Raw genomic sequence first — 23,248 nt, forward strand, 5'->3', positions numbered from 1 at the left:
GAGATCGCGTACTCCTGTGGGAGCAGCCCCAGGTCCTATCAGGCTGCCACCTCGCTGTGCGGCTCGAAGCTGTCGGCCCGTGCCAGTTGCCACATGCGCGAATAGAACTGGCCATTCACCTCGCCGGTCAGCAGCTCCCCCGGCTTGAGAAACACATGCATCTGCGAGAACAGCTTGATCTCGGTGGCCGAGATGCGTCGCACCAAGTGCTTGGCTTCCAGCTGCGCCGGGTGTTCCAGCCCCGCAGCAGCCAGCATTTCGGCCAGGGCTCGCAGGGTATTGTGGTGGAAGTTCAGCACCCGTTGGGCTTTGTCCGGTACCACCAGCGCACGCTGGCGCAGCGGGTCTTGCGTGGCCACACCGGTCGGGCACTTGTTGGTGTGGCAGCTCTGCGACTGGATGCAGCCAATGGCGAACATGAAGCCGCGCGCCGAGTTGGCCCAGTCGGCCCCGATCGCCAGCACGCTGGCGATGTCGAAGGCGCTGACGATCTTGCCGCTGGCCCCCAGCTTGATCTTGTCGCGCAGGTTCAGCCCGACCAGGGTGTTGTGCACGAACAGCAGGCCTTCGCGTAGCGGCACGCCGATATGGTCGGTGAACTCCACCGGCGCTGCGCCAGTGCCGCCTTCCTTGCCGTCGACAACGATGAAGTCGGGCAGGATGCCGGTTTCCAGCATGGCCTTGGCGATGCCCATGAACTCCCAAGGGTGGCCCAGGCAGAACTTGAAGCCTACCGGTTTACCGCCAGACAGTTCCCGCAGCTGGGCTATGAACTGCATCATCTCGATCGGGGTAGAGAAGGCACTGTGGCGCGACGGCGAGATGCAGTCCTCGCCCATCAGCACGCCACGGGTTTCGGCGATTTCCCGGGTCACCTTGTGTTTGGGCAGGATACCGCCGTGGCCGGGCTTGGCGCCCTGGCTCATCTTGATCTCGATCATCCGCACCTGCGGGCTGCGCGCCTGGGCCGCGAAGCGCTCGGGGTCGAAGCGGCCATCTGGCGTGCGGCAACCGAAGTAGCCGCTGCCCAGTTCCCATACCAGGTCGCCACCGTGCTCGCGGTGATAGGGGCTGATGCTGCCTTCGCCGGTGTCATGGTGGAAATTGCCCAGCTTGGCGCCGTGGTTGAGGGCACGGATGGCATTGGCGCTGAGCGAGCCGAAGCTCATCGCCGAAATGTTGAAGATCGACGCCGAATACGGCTGGCTGCACTGCGGCCCGCCGACAATCACCCGGAAGCTGGCCGGGTCGGCCAGTGGCGCCGGGCGCATGGAATGGCCGATGAACTCGAAGCCGGACTCGTACACATCGATCAGGGTGCCGAAGGGTTTGTCCGAGGCTTCGTTCTTCGCCCGCGCATACACCAGCGAGCGCTGCGCGCGGGAGAACGGCAGGGCGTCGCTGTCGGCCTCCAGCAGGTACTGGCGGATTTCCGGGCGAATGGCCTCGACCAGATAGCGGATGTTGCCGAGGATCGGGTAGTTGCGGCGCACTGCGTGGCGCTGCTGCAGCAGGTCGAACAGGCCGATCAGGCTGAGCGTGGCGGTGGTCAGGGTGAACGGCCACAACCATTCGTGGTGGATGAAAGGCAGGCTCGCCAGGCTGAACAGCACACAGGCGGCGAGGAAGGCATAACGGCTGAGAAGTGACAGGCTCATACAGGGTCCTTGCGATGGCGCGGTCAGGCTCAGGGCCTGGGCAAACCCCGACCATAGCCAAGTTGCACGGCTGTGCAAAATTAAATCGCGGTAGCGAAAATCATTCTCGAGCTGATGCAAGTTTTGTGGGCATTGCGCAGCCTTCTGTGGGCGCGCGCAAGTGCTTGTCAGAGCGTGTCGCGCAGCAGCTTCTGCCGCCAGCTTTCCTGTTCCTGTGCAGGCGCCTCGACCAGCACCGTGTGGCGCCCGGCTACGCGCACCGCCACCGGCACACCGTCGCGATACAGCACGCGGTTGCCGCTGACCGCTGGCACTTTCGCCCCCGGTAGCAACGAGCCGATGAGGTTCAGCGGGTCATTGGCACTGACCACCAGCAGCGTCCCGTCCGTGGCACAGCGGCGCACCTGCCGTAACAGCCCGACCGCCTCCGGCAGGGCGAACTGTTCACCGGCCAGCCCGGCAATGAAGCGCCCGCCGCGAATCTCGCCACGCGCCTCCAGCCGGTGATAGCAGCGCAGCAGCTCGCGCCAGGGCGGTAGCACATCGCTTTCGCGTTCCAACAGCCGCCAGCAGATCACGCCATAGCGCCGTAGCAGGGTGCGCGCGATGTGCTCCAGGCGCTCGCTGTCGTCCACCGTGCCCCTGCGCAACAAGGCCCAGCGCCCGGCCTGCGACATGCTGCTGGACAGCGGCGGGTGGCCGCGTCGGCTGTTGCGTGAGGTGCGTTTCGCCGCCGGGGTGATCAGGCTGCGCAGGCCGGTGAAGCTGTCGGCCCCCACCAGCCCCGCACCTACCAGCTCCTGCAAGGCGGTTTCCAGTTCGCTGGGCAGCAGGTGGGCATCGTTCTTCAGTTCGTCAAAGAACAGCGCGCCGTGCATCTGCAGCACTTCGTGGACACGTTGCGCCCGCGCACCAAGGCTTTCCAGGGCGGGCACAGGGGCCAGGCTGCGCCACAGGCTCAGGTGTTCACGTGGCAGCAGCACCAGCGGTGTGCTCGACAAGGTGTTGCTCGACACTGTCGCAGCCATTCGGCTCCAGGCGAACTGCCCGCTGCGGCAGGCATCGTCGAGCCACTGCGGGCTGTAATCCTTGATGCGCGCCGGCAGCAGTTCGGCCTCCCAGGCGCCGGCGGCGCTGGGGAAACCTTGCAACTGGCCCAGCACTTCGGCCACCGCCTGCGGACCGCGCAGGCGTTCTTCGGGTGCCAGGTGCTGCCAGTCGAACAGAAAACGCATGAAGTCCTGCAGGCTGACCGGCTCGATTTCACGGCGCAGGCGTTTGACCGTGTAGCGGTGGATGCGCGCCAGCAAATGCCGCTCGCACCACTGCAGTTCGGTGACGCCGGGGCTGAAATGCCCGCGTAGCACATAGCCTTCCGCTTCCAGGCGGGCCAGGGCCTGTTCGATGGCCGGCAGCGGCTTGCCGAGCGGGGCCGCGATCTGTGCCCGGGTCAACGGGCCATGGCCACTCAGGCGGGCACGCAGCAGTTCGACCAGCGCCAGGTCCGGCTCGATGCGCTGGTCGAAGCCTGGCAGTGGCGGCAATGCAGGGTCCAGCCGCGCACCGGGGTACAGCGCCTGCAGCAGGCTCAACCGCTCGCGCGCCAGCCATAGGTTTTCATCCACCAGGCGCAACGCCCGGCCGGCCTCGGCCAACGCCTGCAGCAGCAGGCCCCAGCTGGCATTGCCCTGCACTTCGTCCTGGCTGACGGCACCCAGACTCATCAGTGCCTCATGCATTTCGTCGGCATTGCCCGGCTGCGGCCAGGCTTCGGCAGCGACGGCGGCAATGGCATCGGCGTCCAGCGCGCCCAGGTCGTCGCCACTGCGCACTTCATTCCAGCGCCGGTTGAGCACGGCCTGGGTGCGTCGCTCTTCCAGCGGCGCATCATCCAGAAAAGCATAGGGCCGGGCATTGAGAATGGCAGCAGCCAGCGGCGAAGGCGCCGGCAGGTCACGGCACAACAGGCGCACCGCGCCGCTTTCGATCCGCCGTAGCAGCGCCAGCCAGCCTTCGCTGTCCAGCGCCTCGTGCAGGCAGTCGTCGAGGGTTTGTTCGACCAGCGGGTGATCGGGCACCTGCCGCTCGCCGACGATGTTCTTCAGGCAGGCGATCTGGTCCGGAAATACTGCGGCAATCAGGTCTTCGCTTTTCATTCGCTGGATTTGTGGCGCTACCTTGCGCCCGCCGACCACGCGCGGCAGGGCCATGGCCACACCGGCGTTCCAGCGCCAGCGCACGCCGAACAGCGGCGCATCGAGCAAGGCCTGGACGAGGATCGGTTCGGCACTGCGGCTATTCAGGTAACGCCATACTTCGTCCAGCTCGAAACTGTGGCTGGTGGACAGCGACAGCACGATGGCGTCTTCGCTGGCCGCCGCCTGCAACTCGAAGTTGAAGGTACGGCAGAAGCGTTTGCGGAGGGCCAGCCCCCAGGCGCGGTTGATGCGGCTGCCGTAGGGCGAATGGATGATCAGCTGGGTACCGCCGGACTCATCGAAAAACCGCTCCATCACCAGCGTCTGCTGCGAGGGCAGGGCGCCGAGCACCTCGCGGGTGCGGGCCAGGTAGTCGAGCAACTGGCTGGCGGCGGCTTCGTCCAGTGCGAAGGTGTGCTGCAACCACGCCAGCACCTTGCCCTGGTCGGCGCCCGCCAGCGCCAGCTGCTGGTCGATCTGCGCCTGCAGCCGGGCCACCGCAGCCGACAGCTCGTCGCTGCGCCCCGGTGCCTCGCCCAGCCAGAAGGGTATGGTCGGCGGCAGGCCATGGGCATCTTCCACCCGCACCCGACCCGGCTCGACGCGCAGGATGCGATAGGAGGCATTGCCCAGCTGGAAGATGTCGCCGGCGATGCTTTCCACGGCAAAGTCTTCGTTGACGCTGCCGATGTTCAGCGCCTGCGGCTCAAGCAGTACCGCGTAGTCGGCGGTTTCAGGGATGGTGCCGCCGCTGGTCAGGGCCGTCAGCTGGCTGCCCCGCCGGCCGCGCAGGGTGCCGCTGACGGCATCGCGATGCAGGTAGGCGCTGCGGACACCTTGGCGGCCGTTGTAACCTTCGGCGAGCATGCGCAGTAGCGCCTGGTAATGCCTGGCGTCGAGCTGGGCATATGGCGTGGCCTGGCGCAGGCAGTCGAACAAGGCCTGCTCCTGCCAGGCCTGGTTGCTGGCTTCGGCGACGATCTGCTGAGCCAACACATCCAGCGGCGCCTTGGGAATGTGCAGTTCATCGAGTTCGCCCCCGCGCACGCAGTCGAGCAAGGCTACGCATTCGATCAGGTCATCCCGCGAAGTCGGGAACAGGCGGCCTTTCGGAATGCCTTCGACCTGGTGCCCGGAGCGCCCGACGCGTTGCAGGAACGCCGCGATCGAGCCGGGCGATTCGATCTGGCAGACCAGGTCGACATCGCCGATATCGATGCCCAGCTCCAGCGAGGCGGTGGCCACCAGGACCTGTAACTGGCCGTTTTTCAGGCGTTGCTCGGCGTCCAGGCGCAATTCCTTGGCCAGGCTGCCGTGGTGGGCGGCGACCGCCTGCTTGCTCAGGCGCTCACTCAGGTGGCGGGTGATGCGTTCGGCAAGGCGCCGGGTATTGACGAATATCAGCGTGGTGCGGTGGGCCCGGGCCAAGGCCGCCAGGCGGTCGTAGACCAGGCCCCAGACGTCGGTGGCCATTACCGCGCCGAGCGCTACGGGCGGCACTTCGATGGCGAGGTCGCGCTGGCGCACATGGCCGACGTCGACAATGGCGCAGGGCCGGCCATGCCCGACCAGAAATTGCGCCACTCGTTCGACCGGGCGCTGCGTGGCGGACAGGCCGATCCGCCGCAGCGGGCGGCCGCACAATGCCTGCATGCGTTCCAGGGTCAATGCCAGGTGGGCGCCGCGCTTGTTGCCGGCCAGGGCGTGAATTTCATCGACGATTACCGTGTGCACGCTGGCCAGGCCTTCGCGGCCGGAGGCCGAACCCATCAGCACGTACAGCGACTCGGGTGTGGTCACCAGAATGTTCGGGGCCAGCTTGCGCATTGCCGCTCGTTCTTTCTGCGGCGTATCGCCGGTACGCACGGCGCTGGTAATGCGCGGCGCTTGCAGGCCCTGCGCTTGCAGGGCCTGGCTGATGCCGTCGAGCGGGGCCTGCAGGTTGAGGCGGATGTCATTGGACAGCGCCTTCAGCGGCGAGACATAGACGACCCGGGTTTGCGCAGGCAGCTCACCGCCACGCGCCAGGCCCTCGCGAAACAGCTCGTCGAGCACCGCCAGGAATGCGCTGAGGGTCTTGCCCGAGCCGGTCGGTGCCGCCAGCAGCATCGACTGGCCGGCATGGATCAGCGGCCAGGCACGGGCCTGGGCATCGGTGACCGTGGCGAACTGGCGACGGAACCAGTCGCGCACGGCAGGGTGGAACAGCTCGAGCACCGGGTGCTGTTTGGCAGGCAGGTTCATGGGTTGGTTATGGAGGGGAGTGGGCGCTTTGGCAAGGGGCCGTTCGTCTGTGAAATCAGCGGTGACCTGTGCTGGCCGCTTCGCGGGCTTGCCCGCTCCCACAGGTACAGCGCCGCCCTCTGGCCCTATGGTGCACCTGTGGGAGCGGGCACAGAAAGCACTGGCCTTGTCAGGCCAATGACCCCATGGGATCCTTCGCGGCCATTGAATCAAGCGAGCCGAACCCATGCCCAACACCATCCGCATCGCCGCCGCCCTGCTGATCGACCCCCAGGGCCGCACCCTGCTGGTGCGCAAGCGCGGCACCCAGGCCTTCATGCAGCCCGGTGGCAAGATCGATGCCGGTGAAACCCCGGTGCAGGCGCTGGTGCGTGAGCTGCACGAGGAACTGGGCCTGCGCATCGACCCGGACCAGGCCGTGCCCCTGGGCCAGTTCAGTGCCCCGGCTGCCAACGAGCCGGGCTTCCAGGTGCAGGCCGAGTTGTTCCGCGTCGATAGCGCTGCCAGCGTGGTCCCGGCGGCGGAAATCGAAGAGATCGTGTGGCTGGCCGCCGATCAGTCGCCCGCGCTGGCGCTGGCGCCGCTGACCCGCGACCTGATCCTGCCGTTGTACCGCCAGACCGTCAGCGCACCGCGCTGACACCATCGAGGGTGGCGAACGAGGTGTCCTTGGCGGTCAGCAGGAAGTCGCGCATGTACGGCGCATCGAGCATGTCGGTGCGCACGGCGGCATAAAGCGTGGCGAACAGGCCTTTTTCACCCAGGCGCTTGCCCTTCACATACCCGCGCGAGCTGTACTCGTGCAGCGCCCAGTGCGGCATGCCGCACACGCCACGGCCGCTGGCGACCAACTGCATCATCATCACCGTCAGTTCTGAAGTGCGCACGGCGGCTGGCTCGATGTCGGCGGGCTCCAGGAAGCGGGTGAAGATATCCAGGCGGTCGCGCTCCACCGGGTAGGTGATCAGGGTCTGGTCGAGCAGGTCCTGCGGCACGATGTAGGGCTTGCTGGCCAACGGATGCTGGTTGGCCACCGCCAGCATCGCCTCGTAGGTGAACAACGGTACGTACGTGATGCCGGCCAGGTCCAGCGGGTCGGAGGTCACCACCAGGTCGAGGTCGCCACGGGCCAGCGCCGGCAGCGGGGCGAAGGCAAAGCCGGAAGCCAGGTCCAGCTCCACTTCCGGCCAGGCATCGCGGAACTGGTCAATGGTCGGCATCAGCCACTGGAAGCAGCTGTGGCACTCGATGGCCATGTGCAGGCGCCCGGCGGTGCCGCCGGCCAGGCGCGCGATGTCGCGTTCGGCGCCGCGCAGCAGCGGCAGGGTGGCATCGGCCAGTTGCAACAGGCGCAGCCCGGCGCTGGTGAAGCGGATCGGCTTGGTCTTGCGCGCGAACAACGGCAGGCCCAGGCGCTCTTCCAGCTCTTTGAACTGGTGTGATAGCGCCGACTGGGTCAGGTGCAGGCGCTCGGCGGCCTCGACCAGGCTGTCGGCCTCGCGCAGGGCATGAAGGGTTTTCAGGTGACGGATCTCCAGCACAGCTGACTCCGGGGTGGCGATTTGAGGAAATGGGCGATGAGTTGAGTTTCCCTCATGTTGTCGCGCCTGTCGACGGGGCGTTCGGCCGCACCGTCTGGCGGGCGTCATCAAACTGTCACTGAACTGTGGCAGCGCGCCCGCACAGAATTCATCAGACTCGCGCTCTACTGGGGATCTGCATTCTGGTGTTTCTTTCATGCGGGCTTTTTGGCTATTTCTTTTCTTTATATTCAGCGTACCTGCGAGTTTCGCCGAACAGCGTTGTGACGCCCGCGTGCCGGTGCAGCGTGCCGAACTGGGTGCGGTCAGCCTGGTTTACCAGAGCGTCGGCGCGCCGCGCGACCCGGCCTTGCTGCTGGTCATGGGCCTGGGCGGGCAACTGATCCACTGGCCGGACGATGTCGTCGAGGCATTGTGCCGTCAGGGTTTTCGGGTGATCCGCTATGACAACCGCGACGTCGGCCTGTCACGTTGGAACCAGATGCCACCGTCGGCCAACCTGACGCTGGAATTGCTGCGCTACAAGCTGGGGCTGCCGGTAGCGGCACCCTATACGTTGACAGACATGGCGGACGATGGCTTGCGCCTGATGGATGCGCTGGGCGTGCGTCAGTTTCACGTGCTGGGGGTGAGCATGGGCGGCATGATTGCCCAGCACCTGGCGGCCATGGCGCCCGAGCGCGTGCGCAGCCTGACGCTGGTCATGTCCAGTTCCGGGGCGGCGGGGCTGCCAGCACCGGACCCGGCGCTGGTCCAGCTGCTGGCGCGGCGCAGTGCGCCGAACCGCGAAGTGGCCATCGAGCAACAGGCTGACCTGCTGGCGGCGCTGGGCAGCCCTGCGCTGCAGGAAGACCGTGCGGCTTTGCTGCGGCAGGCCGCCGAGGCCTATGACCGGGCGTTCAAGCCAGACGGGGCCAAGCGCCAGATCATGGCGATACTGGCCGAGCCGAGCAGGGTCGAGTTGCTCAACCAGTTGCGGGTGCCGACGCTGGTGGTGCATGGCACGGCCGACCCGTTGTTGCCGGTGATGCACGGCGTGCACCTGGCGGCGCATATCCAGGGCAGCCAGTTGCGCCTGATCCCCGGGTTGGCGCACCGCTTTCAGGAAGAATTCAAGGCGCCGTTGCTGGGGGCGGTGTTGCCTTACTTGCAGGCACATCGGCAGGATGTCACGCATATCGCAGGGCTTTGATTCGGGGCGCCTGATCCCACAGGTGCAGTACAGTTTTCAGGCTTGTGCGGTACCTGTGGGAGCGGCTTTAGCCGCGAACACCGGCGATGCCGGTGCCATACACCGTGTTGAATTCTTCGCGGGTGAACCCGCTCCCACAAGTACCGGCGTCAGCCAACCTGGGTCAGTGCATCCGCACCCAAACGCTCACCAGCACGGTCGCGGCCACCAGCCAGGCCACCGTGGCCAATGCCAGCGATGCCTCCAGGCGCATGCGTTCAACCAGCACATACAACGTCGCCAGGTACACGAAGTACGGAATGATCGACCACATGCCGAACAGGATGGTGGTCTTCAGGTCGGCGATGCTGCGCCCCTTGCCGACGATATAGTGGGCAATCAGGGCGAAGGTAGGGAACAGCGGCACCAGCCCGGCGATGTAGTAGTTGCGCGTCTTCGACAGCACTGCCAGCAGCACGACTACGCCGGCGCCCAGGGCAGCTTTGAATACCAGGTCCACGGTGTCTTTCCAGGTTGCGGTTGAGGTCAGCCGAGGCCGTATTTCTTCACTTTGTCGAACAGCGTGGTCTTGGCCATGCCCAGCTCCTGGCTGGCCTGGCTCAGGTTGCCGCCCGTGCGTTGCAGGGCGTCGCTGAGCAGGTTGCGCTCGAACGCCTCCACCGCTTCGGCAAAGCCCAGGCCCTGGCTGGCACCACCGCTGGGGCCCTTCTTGAACGCCGGCAGGCCGAGGGCATAGCGTTCGGCCACGTTGCGCAGTTCACGCACATTGCCCGGCCAGTCGTGCGCCATGAGGCGCGACAGGGTCTGGCTGTCCAGCGTCGGTGTTTCCCGGTCGAAGCGCAGGGCCGATTGCTGCAGGAAGTGCTCGAACAATTGCAGGATGTCTTCCCGGCGCTCGCGCAGTGCTGGCAGCTCCAGGGTGACCACGTTCAGCCGGTAATACAGGTCGCTGCGGAACTGGCCGCTCTGGCCCAGGGCATCCAGGTCCGACTTGGTCGCGGCGATCACCCGGCAGTCCACCGGGATGCTCTGGTTCGAACCCAGCCGCTCCAGGGTGCGCTCCTGCAGTACGCGCAGCAGCTTGATTTGCAGGTTGAGCGGCATGCTCTCCACTTCGTCGAGGAACAGCGTGCCGCCGTTGGCGTGTTCGATCTTGCCGATACGCCGTTTGCCCGCGCCGGTGAAGGCGTTTGCCTCATGGCCGAAAATCTCGCTTTCGAACAGGTTTTCCGGCAGGCCACCGCAGTTCAGTGCGACGAAGGGTTGGCCCTGGCGGCGGCTGAAGTCGTGCAGGCAACGGGCGACCAGCTCCTTGCCGGTACCGGTCTCGCCTTCGATCAGCACGTTGGCCGAGGTGTCGGCGACGTTGGCGATCAGTTCGCGCAGGTGTTCCATGGCCGGCGAGCGCCCGATGATGCGGCCCTCCAGGCTGCTTTGCCCGGCCAACTGCCGGCGCAGGGCCACCACTTCGCGGGAAAGCCCGCGCTGTTCGAGGGCGCGGCGTACCACATCGACCAGGCGCTCGGGGGAGAACGGCTTTTCCATGAAGTCGTAGGCGCCATTGCGCATGGCGCCGACCGCCATGTCGATATCGCCGTGGCCGGTGATCAGCACCACCGGCAGGCTGCGGTCGCGCGCCTTGAGGCGGTTGAGCAGCTCCAGGCCATCAATGCCCGGCAGGCGGATGTCGCTGACGACGATGCCGGCGAAGTCGTCGCCGATGCGTTCCAGCGCCTGCTCGGCGCTGCCCACACCCTCGCAGGCGATATCCTCCAGGGCCAGCGCCTGCTGGCAGCCGAGCAGCACATGCGGGTCGTCTTCGACGATCAGGACAGTAAGAGGCGCTTGGTTCATGGGTGCTCTGCCGATTCGCTAGGGGGTGATACCAGCGGCAGGGCCAGGACGAAGGCCGTGCCGCCGCTGGCGGGGTGCTCGACGTTGAGGCTGCCCTTGGCGGCGGCTGCAAGGCTCGCCGACAGGGTCAGGCCCAGGCCCAGGCCGTGTTCGCCCGGTTTGGTGGTGAAGAAAGGTTCGAACAGGTGCTTGCGCGCCTCGGCGTCGATGCCGTGGCCATTGTCGCGCACCTGCAGACGGTACTTGTCGCCCTGCAGCTCGCCCTCCAGCCACAATTGCGGCAGCGACTGCGCCGCCATGGCATCCAGGGCATTACCGATCAGGTTGACCAGAATCTGTTCGAGGCGGGTCTGGTCAATGGCCAGTTGCTGGTCCTCGAACTGGTGATGCACCTGCAGCTGGCAGGCACTGATGCGGTTGCCCAGCACTTGCAGGGTCGCGTCCACCGCCTTGGCCAGCGAGGCCTGGCCACTGTCGTCGCCGCGCCGGGCGAACGAGCGCAGGCTGGCGGTGATGCGGCCCATGCGGTCGATCAGGTCGTTCATGGTGCGCAAATTGGTGCTGGCGGTTTCCAGCGCGCCCCGTTCGAGGAAGCGCACGGTGTTGCCGGACAAGGTGCGCAGCGCGGCCAGCGGCTGGTTCAGTTCGTGGGCAATGCTGGTCGACATCTGCCCGATGGCGGCCAGTTTGCCGGCCTGTACCAGCTCATCCTGGGCGTGGCGCAAGGTTTGCTCGGCATGCCGGCGCTCGCGAATCTGGCCTTTCAGGCGTTCGTTGCTGGCGCGCAGGTCGGCCGTGCGTTCGGCAATCCGTCGCTCCAGCTGGCTGTTGGCCTGCTGCAGCGCCTCGCGGGCCGCCAGGCGGGTGGCGATGACCTTGCGCCGCTCGTTCCAGGCGATCCCGAGGATTGCCAGCAAGGCGAATGCCACCCCCACCAGGATGCCCTGCACCATGGACTCGCGGCGCAGGTCCTGCAGCGGCGTCAGCAAGGTGAAATGCCAGGGGGTGTCGACCAGGCGGCGGGTCTGGGCCAGGTAGGCCACTTCGTGCGGTTTGCCCTGCGCGGTTTCGCTGTTGGCCGGGAAGGTCAGTTTTTCTACGCCATCGGCCAGGGTTTCCCGGGCCAGTGGCTGCAGCTCGTTCAGCGGCCACCAATAGTACTGCAGGCTGCGCGCCAGGCGTTCCTTGGTTTGCGGGGTCAGCGGGCGCACCGACTTCAGGCGCCGGGCGGGGTCGCTGGAAAGGATGATGATGCCGTTCTCGTCGCTGACGAATGCCTCCAGGCGGGCCCGCTGCCAACGTTCTTCGAGGGTATCCAGACGCACCTTGATCACCGCTACGCCAATGATCTTGCCGTGCTCCTCCAGGCCATGGGCCAGGTAGTAGCCGGCCTCGCCGGTGGTGCTGCCGATGCCGTAGAAACGCCCGGGCTCGCCGCGCACGGCGGTCTGGAAGTAGGCCCGGAACGACAGGTCCTCACCAAGGAACGAGTCGGCGTCGCGCCAGTTGCTGGTGGCCTGGACCCGGCCATTGGTGTCGAGCACGAAGATGGCCCGGCTGCGGCTGCGCCGGTTGAGGCCTTCGAGGTATTCGTTGACGGTTTGCCGTGAGCCACCGTCAGGGTCGGTGAGCAGCTGCGAGACGCTGTCTTCCAGCTCGAGCAGGCTCGGCAGGTAGGTGTACTTGCTGATTTCGCTTTCGACCGTGCGCGCGTGCAGCTCCAGCTGGCGCTCGCCGTTTTCGCTGAGGGTGCGGATGCCGTTGCTCTCGCTGATCAGGTAGCCAACCGTCCCCAGGCCGACCATCAGCAGGATGATCAGTGGTGGCAACAGCAATTGGCGGAGCAGGCGGGATTTCACGGCAGGCTTGGCAGGAAGAAGAAGCGAAGGGTCGCATTTCATCACAGTGGCCTTGTCACGACCAGCGCCTGCTGCCGGAAAGGGCAGCGGCGCCGACCGGTTCAGTGAAGCAAAATCAGTGTTGCAGGATCTTGCTGAGGAAGTGCTGGGTACGCTCGTGGCGGGCGCTCGGGTTGCCGAAGAAGTCTTCCTTCTGGCAGTCCTCGATGATGTTGCCCTTGTCCATGAAGATCACCCGGTTCGCCACTTTGCGGGCGAAGCCCATTTCGTGGGTCACGCACATCATGGTCATGCCTTCGTGGGCCAGCTCGACCATCACGTCCAGTACTTCGTTGACCATTTCCGGGTCCAGCGCCGAGGTCGGTTCGTCGAACAGCATGACGATCGGGTCCATCGACAGCGCGCGGGCGATGGCCACGCGCTGCTGCTGGCCACCGGACAGCTGGCCGGGGTGCTTCTTGGCGTGGGCACCGAGGCCGACGCGATCGAGCAGGGCCAGGCCCTTCTTGGTCGCTTCCGCTTCGCTGCGGCCAAGCACCTTGCGCTGGGCGATGGTCAGGTTTTCGGTGATGGTCAGGTGCGGGAACAGCTCGAAGTGCTGGAACACCATGCCAACGCGCGAACGCAGCTTGGGCAGGTTGGTCTTGGGGTCGGCGATCGAGGTGCCGTCGACCACGATGTCACCTTTCTGGAACGGCTCCAGGGCGTTGACGCATTTGATCAGGGTGGACTTGCCCGAACCCGACGGGCCACACACCACCACCACTTCACCCTTCTTGACCTCGGTGCTGCAGTCGGTCAGTACCTGGAAGTCCCCGTACCACTTGTTGACGTTCTTGATGGAAATCATACGGTGATCCTTTTTTGCAGGCGCTTGACCAGCCACGAAGCGGAGAAGCTGATGAGGAAATACACGACACCGGCGAAGATCAGGAACTCATGGGAGCGCCCGATGATGTCGCCGTTGGAACGTGCCGAGTTGAGGAAGTCGACCAGGCCCACGGTGTACACCAGCGAGGTGTCCTGGAACAGGATGATGCTCTGTTGCAGCAGCAGCGGGGTCATCTTGCGGAAGGCCTGGGGCAGGATGATCAGGCGCATGGTCTGCCCGTAGGTCATGCCCAGGGCCTGTGCGGCGCCCATCTGGCCCTTGGAGATCGACTGCACGCCGGCGCGGACGATTTCGCAGAAATACGCCGCTTCGAACATCATGAACGCCACCACGCAGGAGGTGAAGGCACCCACCGGGGTGTCCTCGCCGGTGATCCAGCGCAGCACGAACGGTACCGCCAGGTAGAACCAGGTGATCACCAGCAGCAGCGGGATCGAGCGGAAGTAGTTGACGTAGGCACCGGCCAGGTTCGACATCAACTTGCTCGACGACAGGCGCATCAGCGCCAGGAGGGTGCCCAGCACGATGCCGCCGACCACGCCCATGATCATCAGCTGCAGGGTCATGGCCATGCCTTCCCACAGGGCGGGCAGGGCCGGGATGATTTCGCTGAAATCCATTTCCATTTATTTGCCCCCTACGGAAATCAGGCCGGGCACCGAGACTTTTTTCTCGACCATGCGCATCAGCAGCATCAGGCCCATGTTCAGGGTGAAGTAGATCAGCGTGGCCAGGGTGAAGGCCTCGAACAGGTTGGCCGAGAACTCGGCGGTCTGCTTGGTCTGCGCCAGCAGTTCCATCAGGCCGATCAGCGAGGCTACCGAGGAGTTCTTGAACACGTTCAGGAATTCCGAGGTAAGCGGCGGAATGATGATCCGGTAGGCTTGCGGCAGCAGCACGTTGTTGTAGATCTGCGGCAGGCTGAAGCCCATGGCCCGGGCGGCGGCTTCCTGGCCGCGGGGCAGCGCCTGGATACCGGTGCGCACCTGCTCGCAGACGCGTGCGGCGGTGAACAGGCCAAGGCACACGACCACGCTGATCAGCGCCGAGGTGGTCGGGTTGAGGTCTTGCTTGAACCATTCCTGCAGGCCTTCGGGCAACAGGTCCGGTACCAGGAAGTACCAGATGAACAGCTGCACCAGCAGCGGCACGTTGCGGAACAGCTCCACGTAGGCGGTGGCAATGCCGGATACCACACGGTTCGGCACGGTGCGCATGACACCCAGCAGCGAACCCAGCAGCAAGGCGATGATCCAGGCGGAAATGGCGATGGCGATGGTCCAGCCCAGACCGGTGACGTACCAGTCCAGATAGGTCTCGCTGCCCACGCCGGTGGACTTGAAGAACACGCCCCAGTCCCAGTTGTAATTCATCGGGATTTCCCCTCAGACGGTTGTTTCACGGGCACCTTCCAACATCCGAGGGCACAGGGCCCTCGGATGAAAGGTTAGACACTAACGGGTGGCCTGCAGGTTTAATTCGCGCTATGCAGCGCAGCAGGCCCCAGGCTGAGGATCAGGACTTCTTCTCGTCCGCCGCTTTGTCGGTCGGCTCGGCGATCAGTTTTTTCAGCTCTTCGCTCATCGGGAACTGCAGGTTCAGGCCCTTTGGCGGAATCGGCTGCTGGAACCACTTGTCGTAGCTCTTGTTGACTTCGCCGGACTTGAAGTAGCCGACAATCGCGTCGTCGACCGCTTTCTTGAACGCCGCGTCATCCTTGCGCACCATGCAGCCGTAGATTTCGTACGACTGTGGGGTACCGGTGATGACCCAGTCCGCTGGTTTGCGGGCCTTGGCCATTTCACCGGCGAGCAGGGCGTCGTCCATCATGAAGGCCACGGCGCGGCCGCTTTCGAGCATGTTGAAGGCTTCACCGTGGTCCTTGGCGGAAATCACGTTCATCTTCATCTGCTTGTCGGCGTTCATCGCCTTGAGGATGCGCTCAGAGGTGGTACCGGCGGTGGTCACCACGTTCTTGCCGGCCAGGTCCGGGAAGTCCTTGTAGGCCGGCTGACCGTCCTTGACCTTGGTCAGCAGGCGGGTACCGACTTCGAAGATGCCGACCGAGAAGCCGACCTGCTGCTGGCGCTCGACGTTGTTGGTGGTGGAGCCGCATTCGAGGTCGACGGTGCCGTTCTGCACCAGCGGGATACGGGTCTGCGAGGTGACCAGGTTGTAACGGACCTTGATGTCCGTACCCAGTTGCTTCTTCAGGGCGTCGACGACAGCCAGCTGGATGTCATGCGAGTAGCCCACGGGCTCGGGTTTGCCGGCCAGGTAGGAAAACGGGATGGAGGAGTCGCGGTGGCCCAGGGTGATGGTGCCCGAGTCCTTGATCTTCTTCAGGGTGCCGGTCAGTTCTTCGGCCATGGCTGGCGAAGCGATGATCGCGGCGGCGATGGTGGCGCCCAACAGATGACGAACGATACGCATCAAATTTTCCTCGACGTGTTTGTTTTTTTTATGGAGCCGTTGGCGGACTCTTCGTTCAACGAATACAACAGGAAACGAGTGCATTCGGCTACCAAGTGTAGAGCATGAGTCGTGCCAAGCTCTGATACTGATCATAACCCCTTGGAAATACGCGGCATCAATCTTTCGTGACAGTTTCGAGGTAACTGAAAATTACCGGAATTCCGAACGAGTGCATTGCCCGTGTTCGGAAACCCGAATGAATGGCTGAGGCAGCCAGCCCCGCTATAAGTACCGCCGCCGTCGATATTGCCTGTGGTGTCCTGCGTCGTTTCAGACCAGGAGACACAATCATGCCCGCTGCCGATATACCTCTGTCCGCGTCGGTCGATCATCTGATCGCCCGGCAACTGCCCGCTTGGCTGAGCAATACCGATGCGCGACATATCGAGCCTTATCAAAAGGCGTTGATCGCTCAGCAACGGATTGCCGACCAACTGCGGCAACTGCTGAGCCGCATCCCGGCCATCGATGATTTCGCTACGCCATTGCTGGAAAGGGCCTTGGCCGAGGCGGGGCTGGGTCACATCGACCCTCGCCAGGCGTTTGCGGTGGTCAGCGAGGAGTTCGTCCTGCCTTCGGCCGCAGCAAAGCTACACAAGCCGATGGTTACATACACCACCCGGCAATCTTTGCTCGCTGCCGCCCTGCATAATTTCGAAGCGCAGGAAACCGAGCCCTGGCTGTTGCGCAAGGCCTACCTGATAGACGCCACGGGCGTGCGCCTGCCCATGACGTTCGAGCGCTTCGCCGGCCTGTGTCGCGCGCTGGACATCGGCGGCCGGTACCAGTCGCTGCTCAAGACGGTGCTGCAGCCCAGGTCGGGCCGAGGCCAGCCTGAGGGCCAGGCGCGCCAGGCCATCGAGCAACTGTTTCAAGAGAGTTTGCGCGCGCAGATGAAGGCCGACCTGTATCAAGGCCGGATCGAGGGCGCGCTGGACGAGCGTGACCTGCAACGCCTGCTGCCAATCCTCGAGTGGCCGCCGCTGCCCGCTCATGCAGGCGGTACGTTGACGCCACGCCAGCTGTACCTGCTGGGCAAGTGCATGGTCGGCATCATCGCGCTGGAATGGCGGCCAGCGGCGAATGCCGCAGTCGATGAAGTCATCGTCTGGATACCTGGCGACCCCGAGAAAAGCCTGCGTTTTTACGACTCCTGGGGCCAGCTGTATCGCGACCTGGGGACACGCCTCAAAAGCCAGGCGTTTCGTAGCTTCATGCGTCGTTTCGTCAAGGCCGAAGAGCGCAGCCGCTTCGAGCAGGCCCTTTCCCGATTGCTGGCATCCGCAGCGGCTGGCCAGCCGCTGGAACTGGATGGGCGCAACCTGCCGATCGAGGCTGCGGTGTTCGTCCACGTGCGTACTCAGTTGCTGGCAAGGTTTCATGATGATGCTCGCTTCATTGCTGTTCCCACCGATGACGAGGACCGTCTGAGTAGGCACCAACGCTTGCAGGGGATGCTCTACGCCGGACTGGACCTGCTGAGCCTGGCCGCGTTCGTCGTGCCTGTTCTGGGCGAGTTACTGTTGGTGGTGAGCGCTGCGCAGCTGCTGGACGAGGTGTACGAGGGCTATGAGAGCTGGCGACTGGGCGATCGCCAAGGGGCGTTGGAGCACGTGCTCAACGTTGCCCAGGCGGTGGTTCTGGCCGGGGCGACCGCAGGAGCGCTGCATTTGCTGAAGCGGGTGCCGTGGGTGGACGCACTGGAGCCGAGGGTCGTGCCAGCAGGCGGGGTGAGGCTGCTGCGAAACCAGCATTACCCGGCTGTGGAAAGCAACCCGCTGGTATTGTTGCAGGGGTTGCCGGGCGGTCATTTTTCCAACGTTGTTTCGTCCAGGGCCAACGTGCTGCTTGAGGCGACCGGCCTGCACCCTGACCAGTTGCGACGTTTGCACCTCGAGCGGGGCGCGCCCCCCGCCAGGCTGATCGATCTGCAGGAGCGTCTGGAGTTCTGCACCGCGCACCCTGGCCTGCGTGGTCCGGCGCTGGAGCACGCGTTGCAAGCGCTACATCCGCCTGCTAGCGACGGGCAGGCCAGACTGATGACTGCTTTCGGCGGGTTATCGTCCAGGGGGGCGCAGGAAATCATCGAGCAGAGCCACTCCTCCCAGCAGCAATTGCTGACGATGGGCGATCGTGTGCCGCTGGGCATGGCGGAGCGCGCTCGCTGGTACGTGCGTGACAGCCGCATGGATGTGGCGTGCCTGGGAATTCGCCTGCCGGAACTGCTCAATGCCGATGGCGAGCAGTTGCTGATGGGCTTGGTTGAACGCATAGCACCTTGGCCGGCATCGGTGCGTGTCGAACTGCGTGCAGGCAACCGGGAAGGCCGCGTGTTGTTCGCCAGCCAGGGTAGCGACGCCGTTGAGGTCCGTACGCTCATCAAGGGGGCGCAGGGGTATGCGCTGGACGGCACGCCTGATGGCGGTGCTGGCTCGTTGCTTCATGCTGTGCTGCAGTGCCTGGGCGATGAACAGAAGGTGGCGTTGGGCAGTGCCGACCTGCAAGTGGCCCAATTGCGGGACAAGCTGCTCGAAACCGCTGCACAGGAGCGCGAACAGGCCGCCAGGCTGATCGGCCTGGCCCCGGTGGGGGCGGGCGTACGGCCACCCAGGCGCTTTGGCGACGGCCGCCTGGCGTACCGGCTTAGCGGGGGAGGTGAAAGCAGCCAGCAGGCGATACGGCGGGGTATTCACCAGATATTTCCGACGCTGAGCGAAATGCAGCTTGAAGCCTATATGAACGCAGTCCGCCAGCGTGGCGAAAACCTGTGGGACCATTACCAAATGCTCCAGCGCCAGCTCACCGCGCTACGGGACGTACTGCGGCAATGGCAGGCCGACTGGCAGAACCCGATCGACGCCATCCGCCGCCGCCGTGTCGCTGAAACGTTGCGCCGAAGCTGGCGGCGCAAGCTGGTGGACGGCAACGACCAGTATGAGCTGGCGATAGACGGTGAGTCTGTCGACACCTTGCCCAGCCTGCCCGAGGGTGTCGACTTCATCCATGTCCGCAGGTTGACGTTGCGCAACATGCAGTTGCAGAGCATTGATGCGTCGTTCCTCAGGCTATTTCCGAATGTTGTCGATCTCGACCTCAGCGGCAATCGGCTGACCCGTGTGCCGGAAGGTATCGAGGGGCTTACCCAGCTGAGAAGGGTTGACCTGGGCAGTAACCAGATTGCCCTGGATGATGCCGGCAGCCGCCGCCTGGGGCGGCTGCAGCGACTCGATACGTTGATTCTCAGCTATAACCCGCTCAACGGCGTACCTGACCTTTCGGCCCTGCCGCACGTGCGTGATGTGCGCCTGCGGGCGACCGGCCAGGTTGACATGAGCCTGATCCATCAGCATGTCGCGTTGCGTGCGCACATTGACCTTCGAGACAACCGGATAAGTGACCTGCAGCGGGAAATGCGCGGCTTGCGTCTGCGTCTGCGCCGGCTCGATCTGCATGAAAACCCGCTGAATGAACGCAGCGTACAGTTGCTCGACGAAGCCCGAGGGGCTAGTGGTTCCCGGGCCAGCGGGAGCGGGTACAGCCATGCGGCGGTGGATGCCGAGACGCGCGCCGAATGGGTGGCCAGCCGGGACGCAACGCTGCGGGCCAGTCGCGAAGCAGCGTGGGACCGCTTGCAGGAGGAGCCCGGTTCGGCTGGGTTGTTTCGTTTCCTCGCTGATTTTGCCGAAAGCGAGGATTTCGCCGAGCACCCGCGGCATTATCGTCGGCGTGTCTGGCACATTCTCGACGCCTGCGAGCAAAACCAAGCGTTGCGTGAGCAATTGTTCCGTGAGGCTGACGCGCCGCGCAGTTGTGATGACCGCTTGCTGTTGATGCTCAACCAGATGGAAGTGGGCATCCTTGCCTACCAAGGTATCGAAGGTGTCCCTGTCGCTGCGCGGGAAGCCCGCTTGCTGCGTCTGGGGCGGCAGTTGCACCGCCTGGACCTGGTCGATGAGCTCGCAGCACGCCATGTGCAACGAATGCGTGCGGAGGGCGTCGTCGAGGTTGACGAGATCGAAACGCGGCTGTACTACCGTTCACGCCTGGCAGGCGCCCTTGATCTGCCTGTATCCCCTGATCCGATGCATTTCGCTTCGTTTGCCAACGTGCGCATCGCTGACCTGAGCCATGCAGAACTTGAAGTGCTGGCCGCAAGCACACCAGTGGCCATGCTCGATGCTCTGGCTGGGCGCCCGTACTGGCAAAATTACCTGCGCGAAGCCTATCCGGAGCGTTTCGAGGCGCTGGCTGCGCCTTTTCACGAGCGCCTGGAGTCGCTTGAGCAGCAGGCCAGGACCGGCCAGGAAAGGGACTACGCCAGACGTGCCCAAGTGTTGATGCACGAGCACGAGGCTGACGAGCTGGCCTTGATGCGCAACCTGACCACCGAGGCCTGGGCGCGTCGGGCTACCGATGACCAGCAGCCTCCTGGCTGAACACCACCCGGCGTGCCGTGTCAGGCTGCCCGCTCGCGGGCCTGATCTTGCGCACGCTGTTGTAGGTAATCCTTCAGCAATTGCTGTTCACCTGCACGCATGAACAAGCCCAGCTTGGTGCGGCGCCAGAGAATATCCTCGGCGTCGCACGCCCATTCCTGGCTGCACAGGTAATCCACCTCGCGGCTGAACAACCCGGCGCCAAATGCCTGGCCCAGGTCATCTGGCCCGTGCACGCCATCGAGCAACTGCCACAGGCGATAACCGTAGGTAATTGCCCAGCGTTTGGCGATATCCACCGGCAACCAGCCGCAGCGCGCCAGCACTGCATCCACCAGCGCCTGCACGGTGGTCATGTTTTCTCCGCCCGGCAGCGGTGCACTGGCCGTCCAGCTGCCACGCATCTGCGAGAAGTACGGCCTGAGTTCGGTCATGGCCGATTCGGCCAGCTTGCGGTAGGTGGTCAGCTTGCCGCCAAACACCGACAGCAGCGGTGCCTGGCCTGCGCTGGCGGACAACGCCAGGGTGTAATCACGGGTGACCGCCGAGGGGTTGTCGGACTCGTCGTTGCACAGCGGGCGAACCCCGGAGTAGGTGTGCACGATGTCGCTCCGACCGAGCTGATGATTGAAGTGCTCGTTGACCACTTTCAGCAGGTAGTCGGTCTCCTGTTCGGTGATTGCCACCTTGCCCGGGTCACCGCTGTACTCGCGGTCGGTGGTGCCGATCAGGGTGAAGCGTTCCAGATATGGGATGCAGAAAACGATGCGCTGGTCTTCGTTCTGCAGGATGTAGGCGTGTTCGCCTTCGTACAGGCGCGGCACGATGAGGTGGCTGCCCTGGATCAGGCGGATGCCGTAGGGCGCATCGAGCTTGAGGTCATTCTTGATGAAACTGGCGACCCAAGGGCCGGCAGCGTTGACCAGGGCGCGGGCACGAATGCTCTGCAGGGTGCCGTCGGCATGCTGCAGTTCCACTTGCCACAGCCCATCGACGCGCTCGGCGCGCAGGCAGCGGGTGTGGGTGTGGATATGCGCGCCGTGCTCGCGCGCGGCCATGGCGTTGAGGACCACCAGGCGGGCATCGTCCACGGCGCAGTCGGCGTATTCGAAGCCACGCGTGATCATCGGTTTCAGCGGGTAGCCCGGGCCGAAGCGCAGGCTGCGCGAGGCGCCCAGGCGCTTGCGCTTGCCCAGGTGGTCGTACAGGAACAGGCCTGCGCGGATCATCCACGCCGGGCGCAGGTGCGGGCGGTGCGGCAGCACGAAGCGCATCGGCTTGACGATGTGCGGGGCCTTGGCCAGCAGTACCTCGCGTTCGGCCAGCGCTTCGCGCACCAGGCGGAATTCATAGTGCTCCAGGTAGCGCAGGCCGCCGTGGATCAGCTTGCTGCTGGCCGACGAGGTGTGCTGGGCCAGGTCGTCCTTTTCGCAGAGCAATACCTTCAGGCCACGCCCGGCGGCGTCGGCAGCGATGCCCACGCCATTGATGCCACCGCCGATCACGGCGAGGTCATAGCAGTCGGCGACTGGTGGCTGAGACGAAACGGGCTGGGACACGGGCAAGGCCTCCTGAGGCTGTTCACATCGAATATGAACATTGATGTTCGTTTTCGAAAATACTAGCGCAACAGAAAGCCGGTCGCCAGTCCGTCTTTATAGAAAAAACTGATCAGATGACAATGAAATGAACATTTACGAAAATGGCGGGCTGGCTGGCAGCCCGCTGAGGTTCAGACCACTTCGAGGCGAATCTTGTACTGGTTGAGCAGCTGGGTAAGGGCGGGCGTCGGTGCCTGGTCGGTCACCAGGCAGTCGACCAGGCTGATCGAGCCCATGCGCACCATGGCGTTGCGCCCGAACTTGCTGGAGTCGGCGGCGAGGATCACTTGCCGGGCGTTGGCGATGATCGCCTGCGACACCCGCACCTCCTGGTAGTCGAAATCGAGCAGGCTGCCGTCTTCGTCGATGCCGCTGATGCCCACCAGGGCGAAATCGACCTTGAACTGGTTGATGAAGTCGACACTGGCCTGGCCGACCACGCCGCCATCGCGGCGCACCGTGCCACCCGCCACCAGCACTTCGAAATCATCCTTGGCGGCGAGGATCGCAGCGACGTGCAGGTTGTTGGTGATGACTTTCAAGTGGTTGTGGTTGAGCAGCGCCCGGGCGATGGATTCGGTGGTGGTGCCGATGTTGATGAACAGCGAGGCATGGTCAGGGATCTGCCGTGCCACTGCGTCGGCGATGCGTTGCTTTTCGTCGCGCATCTGGTCGGCGCGCATGGCGTAGGCGGTGTTTTCGACGCTTGAGTCATAGGCCGCGCCACCGTGGTAGCGGCGCAACAGGTTGAGCTCGGCCAGCTGGTTGATATCACGGCGGATCGTCTGCGGAGTGACGACGAACAGCTGCGCCATTTCTTCGATACTGACATAACCGCGCTCGCGCACCAGTTCGAGGATTTGTTGTTGGCGGGGGGGCAGATTCATGGGCGGTCCTTTGGGGCTGCCGGACAAATGCTGCAATGATGCCGTAGGACGCGTATGACAGCCAGTAGACTATGGCGCATTAGCGCGCAGTCGTTGTGGGCAAGCCCGCGAAGCAGGCGGCGCGCTGGATGGCACCGGCTGCGCCGGTGTTCGCGGCCACGGCCGCTCCCACAGGTGCCGCGTAAGCCCGAAGCCTGCGCCGGCCCTGTGGGAGCGGGCAAGCCCGCGAAGCAGGCGGCGCGGTGGATGGCACCGGCTGCGCCGGTGTTCGCGGCTAAAGCCGCTCCCACAGGTACCGTGTGAACGCGAAGTCAGCGCTGTACCTGTGGGAGCGGGCAAGCCCGCGAAGCAGGCGACGCGGTGGATGGCACCGGCTGCGCCGGTGTTCGCGGCCACGGCCGCTCCCACAGG

Annotated in this window: 15 protein-coding genes; 3 read left to right on the plus strand and 12 right to left on the minus strand. The window is 64.6% G+C overall.

Going from position 1 to position 23,248, the window contains the following annotated elements:
- Positions 1-38 precede the first annotated feature (38 nt).
- Positions 39-1,658 (minus strand): FMN-binding glutamate synthase family protein, encoded by a 1,620-nt coding sequence (locus C6A77_RS18035; protein ID WP_114170690.1) that lies wholly within the window; start codon positions 1,656-1,658, stop codon positions 39-41.
- Positions 1,659-1,825: 167 nt separating this feature from the next.
- Positions 1,826-6,100, minus strand: a complete 4,275-nt coding sequence (locus C6A77_RS18040) for a DEAD/DEAH box helicase (protein ID WP_114170691.1) — start codon at positions 6,098-6,100, stop codon at positions 1,826-1,828.
- A 226-nt stretch (positions 6,101-6,326) separates the two neighbouring features.
- Between C6A77_RS18040 and C6A77_RS18045 the strand changes: the two genes are divergently transcribed.
- Positions 6,327-6,740: an NUDIX domain-containing protein gene (locus C6A77_RS18045; protein WP_114170692.1), complete on the plus strand. Its 414-nt coding sequence runs from the start codon at positions 6,327-6,329 to the stop codon at positions 6,738-6,740.
- On the opposite strand, the gene metR is transcribed toward C6A77_RS18045, so the two are convergent.
- Positions 6,724-7,641, minus strand: coding sequence for a transcriptional regulator MetR (metR, locus tag C6A77_RS18050; protein ID WP_114170693.1), 918 nt, complete (start codon positions 7,639-7,641; stop codon positions 6,724-6,726). The genes C6A77_RS18045 and metR overlap by 17 nt on opposite strands.
- Before the next feature lie 196 nt (positions 7,642-7,837).
- Between metR and C6A77_RS18055 the strand changes: the two genes are divergently transcribed.
- Positions 7,838-8,833 carry an alpha/beta hydrolase gene (locus C6A77_RS18055; RefSeq protein ID WP_114170694.1) on the plus strand — a complete coding sequence of 332 codons (996 nt, stop codon included), beginning with the start codon at positions 7,838-7,840 and terminating at the stop codon, positions 8,831-8,833.
- 163 nt (positions 8,834-8,996) lie between these two features.
- Here the strand turns inward: C6A77_RS18055 and C6A77_RS18060 are convergent, their stop codons facing one another.
- The 7 genes from C6A77_RS18060 to C6A77_RS18090 all read right to left on the minus strand — a co-directional run bounded on the left by C6A77_RS18060 (position 8,997) and on the right by C6A77_RS18090 (position 15,871).
- Positions 8,997-9,332, minus strand: coding sequence for a GlpM family protein (locus C6A77_RS18060; protein ID WP_114170695.1), 336 nt, complete (start codon positions 9,330-9,332; stop codon positions 8,997-8,999).
- Between the two features lie 26 nt (positions 9,333-9,358).
- Positions 9,359-10,687: a sigma-54 dependent transcriptional regulator gene (locus C6A77_RS18065; RefSeq protein WP_114170696.1), complete on the minus strand. Its 1,329-nt coding sequence runs from the start codon at positions 10,685-10,687 to the stop codon at positions 9,359-9,361.
- The gene (locus C6A77_RS18070; protein WP_114170697.1) at positions 10,684-12,588 is read right to left on the minus strand and encodes an ATP-binding protein; all 1,905 of its coding nucleotides are present in this window, start codon (positions 12,586-12,588) and stop codon (positions 10,684-10,686) included. The genes C6A77_RS18065 and C6A77_RS18070 overlap by 4 nt, the downstream gene beginning before the upstream one ends.
- Positions 12,589-12,661: 73 nt before the next feature.
- Positions 12,662-13,396 (minus strand): amino acid ABC transporter ATP-binding protein, encoded by a 735-nt coding sequence (locus C6A77_RS18075; protein WP_015271575.1) that lies wholly within the window; start codon positions 13,394-13,396, stop codon positions 12,662-12,664.
- Positions 13,393-14,064, minus strand: a complete 672-nt coding sequence (locus C6A77_RS18080) for an ABC transporter permease subunit (RefSeq protein ID WP_114170698.1) — start codon at positions 14,062-14,064, stop codon at positions 13,393-13,395. Before C6A77_RS18080 ends, C6A77_RS18075 begins: the two co-directional genes overlap by 4 nt.
- On the minus strand, positions 14,065-14,811 hold the full coding sequence (locus C6A77_RS18085) for an amino acid ABC transporter permease (RefSeq protein ID WP_114170699.1): 747 nt from the start codon (positions 14,809-14,811) through the stop codon (positions 14,065-14,067).
- A gap of 142 nt (positions 14,812-14,953) precedes the next feature.
- The gene (locus C6A77_RS18090) at positions 14,954-15,871 is read right to left on the minus strand and encodes a glutamate/aspartate ABC transporter substrate-binding protein (protein ID WP_114170700.1); all 918 of its coding nucleotides are present in this window, start codon (positions 15,869-15,871) and stop codon (positions 14,954-14,956) included.
- A 332-nt stretch (positions 15,872-16,203) separates the two neighbouring features.
- Here C6A77_RS18090 and C6A77_RS18095 point away from each other — a divergent pair, with 332 nt between their 5' ends.
- The gene (locus tag C6A77_RS18095; RefSeq protein ID WP_114170701.1) at positions 16,204-20,349 is read left to right on the plus strand and encodes an NEL-type E3 ubiquitin ligase domain-containing protein; all 4,146 of its coding nucleotides are present in this window, start codon (positions 16,204-16,206) and stop codon (positions 20,347-20,349) included.
- Between the two features lie 20 nt (positions 20,350-20,369).
- Here the strand turns inward: C6A77_RS18095 and glpD are convergent, their stop codons facing one another.
- The gene (gene glpD / locus C6A77_RS18100; protein ID WP_114170702.1) at positions 20,370-21,908 is read right to left on the minus strand and encodes a glycerol-3-phosphate dehydrogenase; all 1,539 of its coding nucleotides are present in this window, start codon (positions 21,906-21,908) and stop codon (positions 20,370-20,372) included.
- A gap of 173 nt (positions 21,909-22,081) precedes the next feature.
- The gene (gene glpR, locus C6A77_RS18105; protein WP_114170703.1) at positions 22,082-22,837 is read right to left on the minus strand and encodes a DNA-binding transcriptional repressor GlpR; all 756 of its coding nucleotides are present in this window, start codon (positions 22,835-22,837) and stop codon (positions 22,082-22,084) included.
- Between the last annotated feature and the right edge of the window lie 411 nt (positions 22,838-23,248).

The sequence above is a fragment of the Pseudomonas sp. AFG_SD02_1510_Pfu_092 genome (assembly GCF_003331055.1).
GTDB lineage: Bacteria > Pseudomonadota > Gammaproteobacteria > Pseudomonadales > Pseudomonadaceae > Aquipseudomonas.

What these genes read in the sequence shown, in the direction of transcription:
- C6A77_RS18035 (WP_114170690.1), bottom strand. Translation starts at nt 1,658, where the DNA reads ATGAGCCTGTCACTTCTCAGCCGTTATGCCTTCCTCGCCGCCTGTGTG.
- C6A77_RS18040 (WP_114170691.1), bottom strand. Translation starts at nt 6,100, where the DNA reads ATGAACCTGCCTGCCAAACAGCACCCGGTGCTCGAGCTGTTCCACCCT.
- C6A77_RS18045 (WP_114170692.1), top strand. Translation starts at nt 6,327, where the DNA reads ATGCCCAACACCATCCGCATCGCCGCCGCCCTGCTGATCGACCCCCAG.
- C6A77_RS18055 (WP_114170694.1), top strand. Translation starts at nt 7,838, where the DNA reads ATGCGGGCTTTTTGGCTATTTCTTTTCTTTATATTCAGCGTACCTGCG.
- C6A77_RS18065 (WP_114170696.1), bottom strand. Translation starts at nt 10,687, where the DNA reads ATGAACCAAGCGCCTCTTACTGTCCTGATCGTCGAAGACGACCCGCAT.
- C6A77_RS18070 (WP_114170697.1), bottom strand. Translation starts at nt 12,588, where the DNA reads ATGAAATGCGACCCTTCGCTTCTTCTTCCTGCCAAGCCTGCCGTGAAA.
- C6A77_RS18075 (WP_015271575.1), bottom strand. Translation starts at nt 13,396, where the DNA reads ATGATTTCCATCAAGAACGTCAACAAGTGGTACGGGGACTTCCAGGTA.
- C6A77_RS18080 (WP_114170698.1), bottom strand. Translation starts at nt 14,064, where the DNA reads ATGGAAATGGATTTCAGCGAAATCATCCCGGCCCTGCCCGCCCTGTGG.
- C6A77_RS18085 (WP_114170699.1), bottom strand. Translation starts at nt 14,811, where the DNA reads ATGAATTACAACTGGGACTGGGGCGTGTTCTTCAAGTCCACCGGCGTG.
- C6A77_RS18090 (WP_114170700.1), bottom strand. Translation starts at nt 15,871, where the DNA reads ATGCGTATCGTTCGTCATCTGTTGGGCGCCACCATCGCCGCCGCGATC.
- C6A77_RS18095 (WP_114170701.1), top strand. Translation starts at nt 16,204, where the DNA reads ATGCCCGCTGCCGATATACCTCTGTCCGCGTCGGTCGATCATCTGATC.
- glpR (WP_114170703.1), bottom strand. Translation starts at nt 22,837, where the DNA reads ATGAATCTGCCCCCCCGCCAACAACAAATCCTCGAACTGGTGCGCGAG.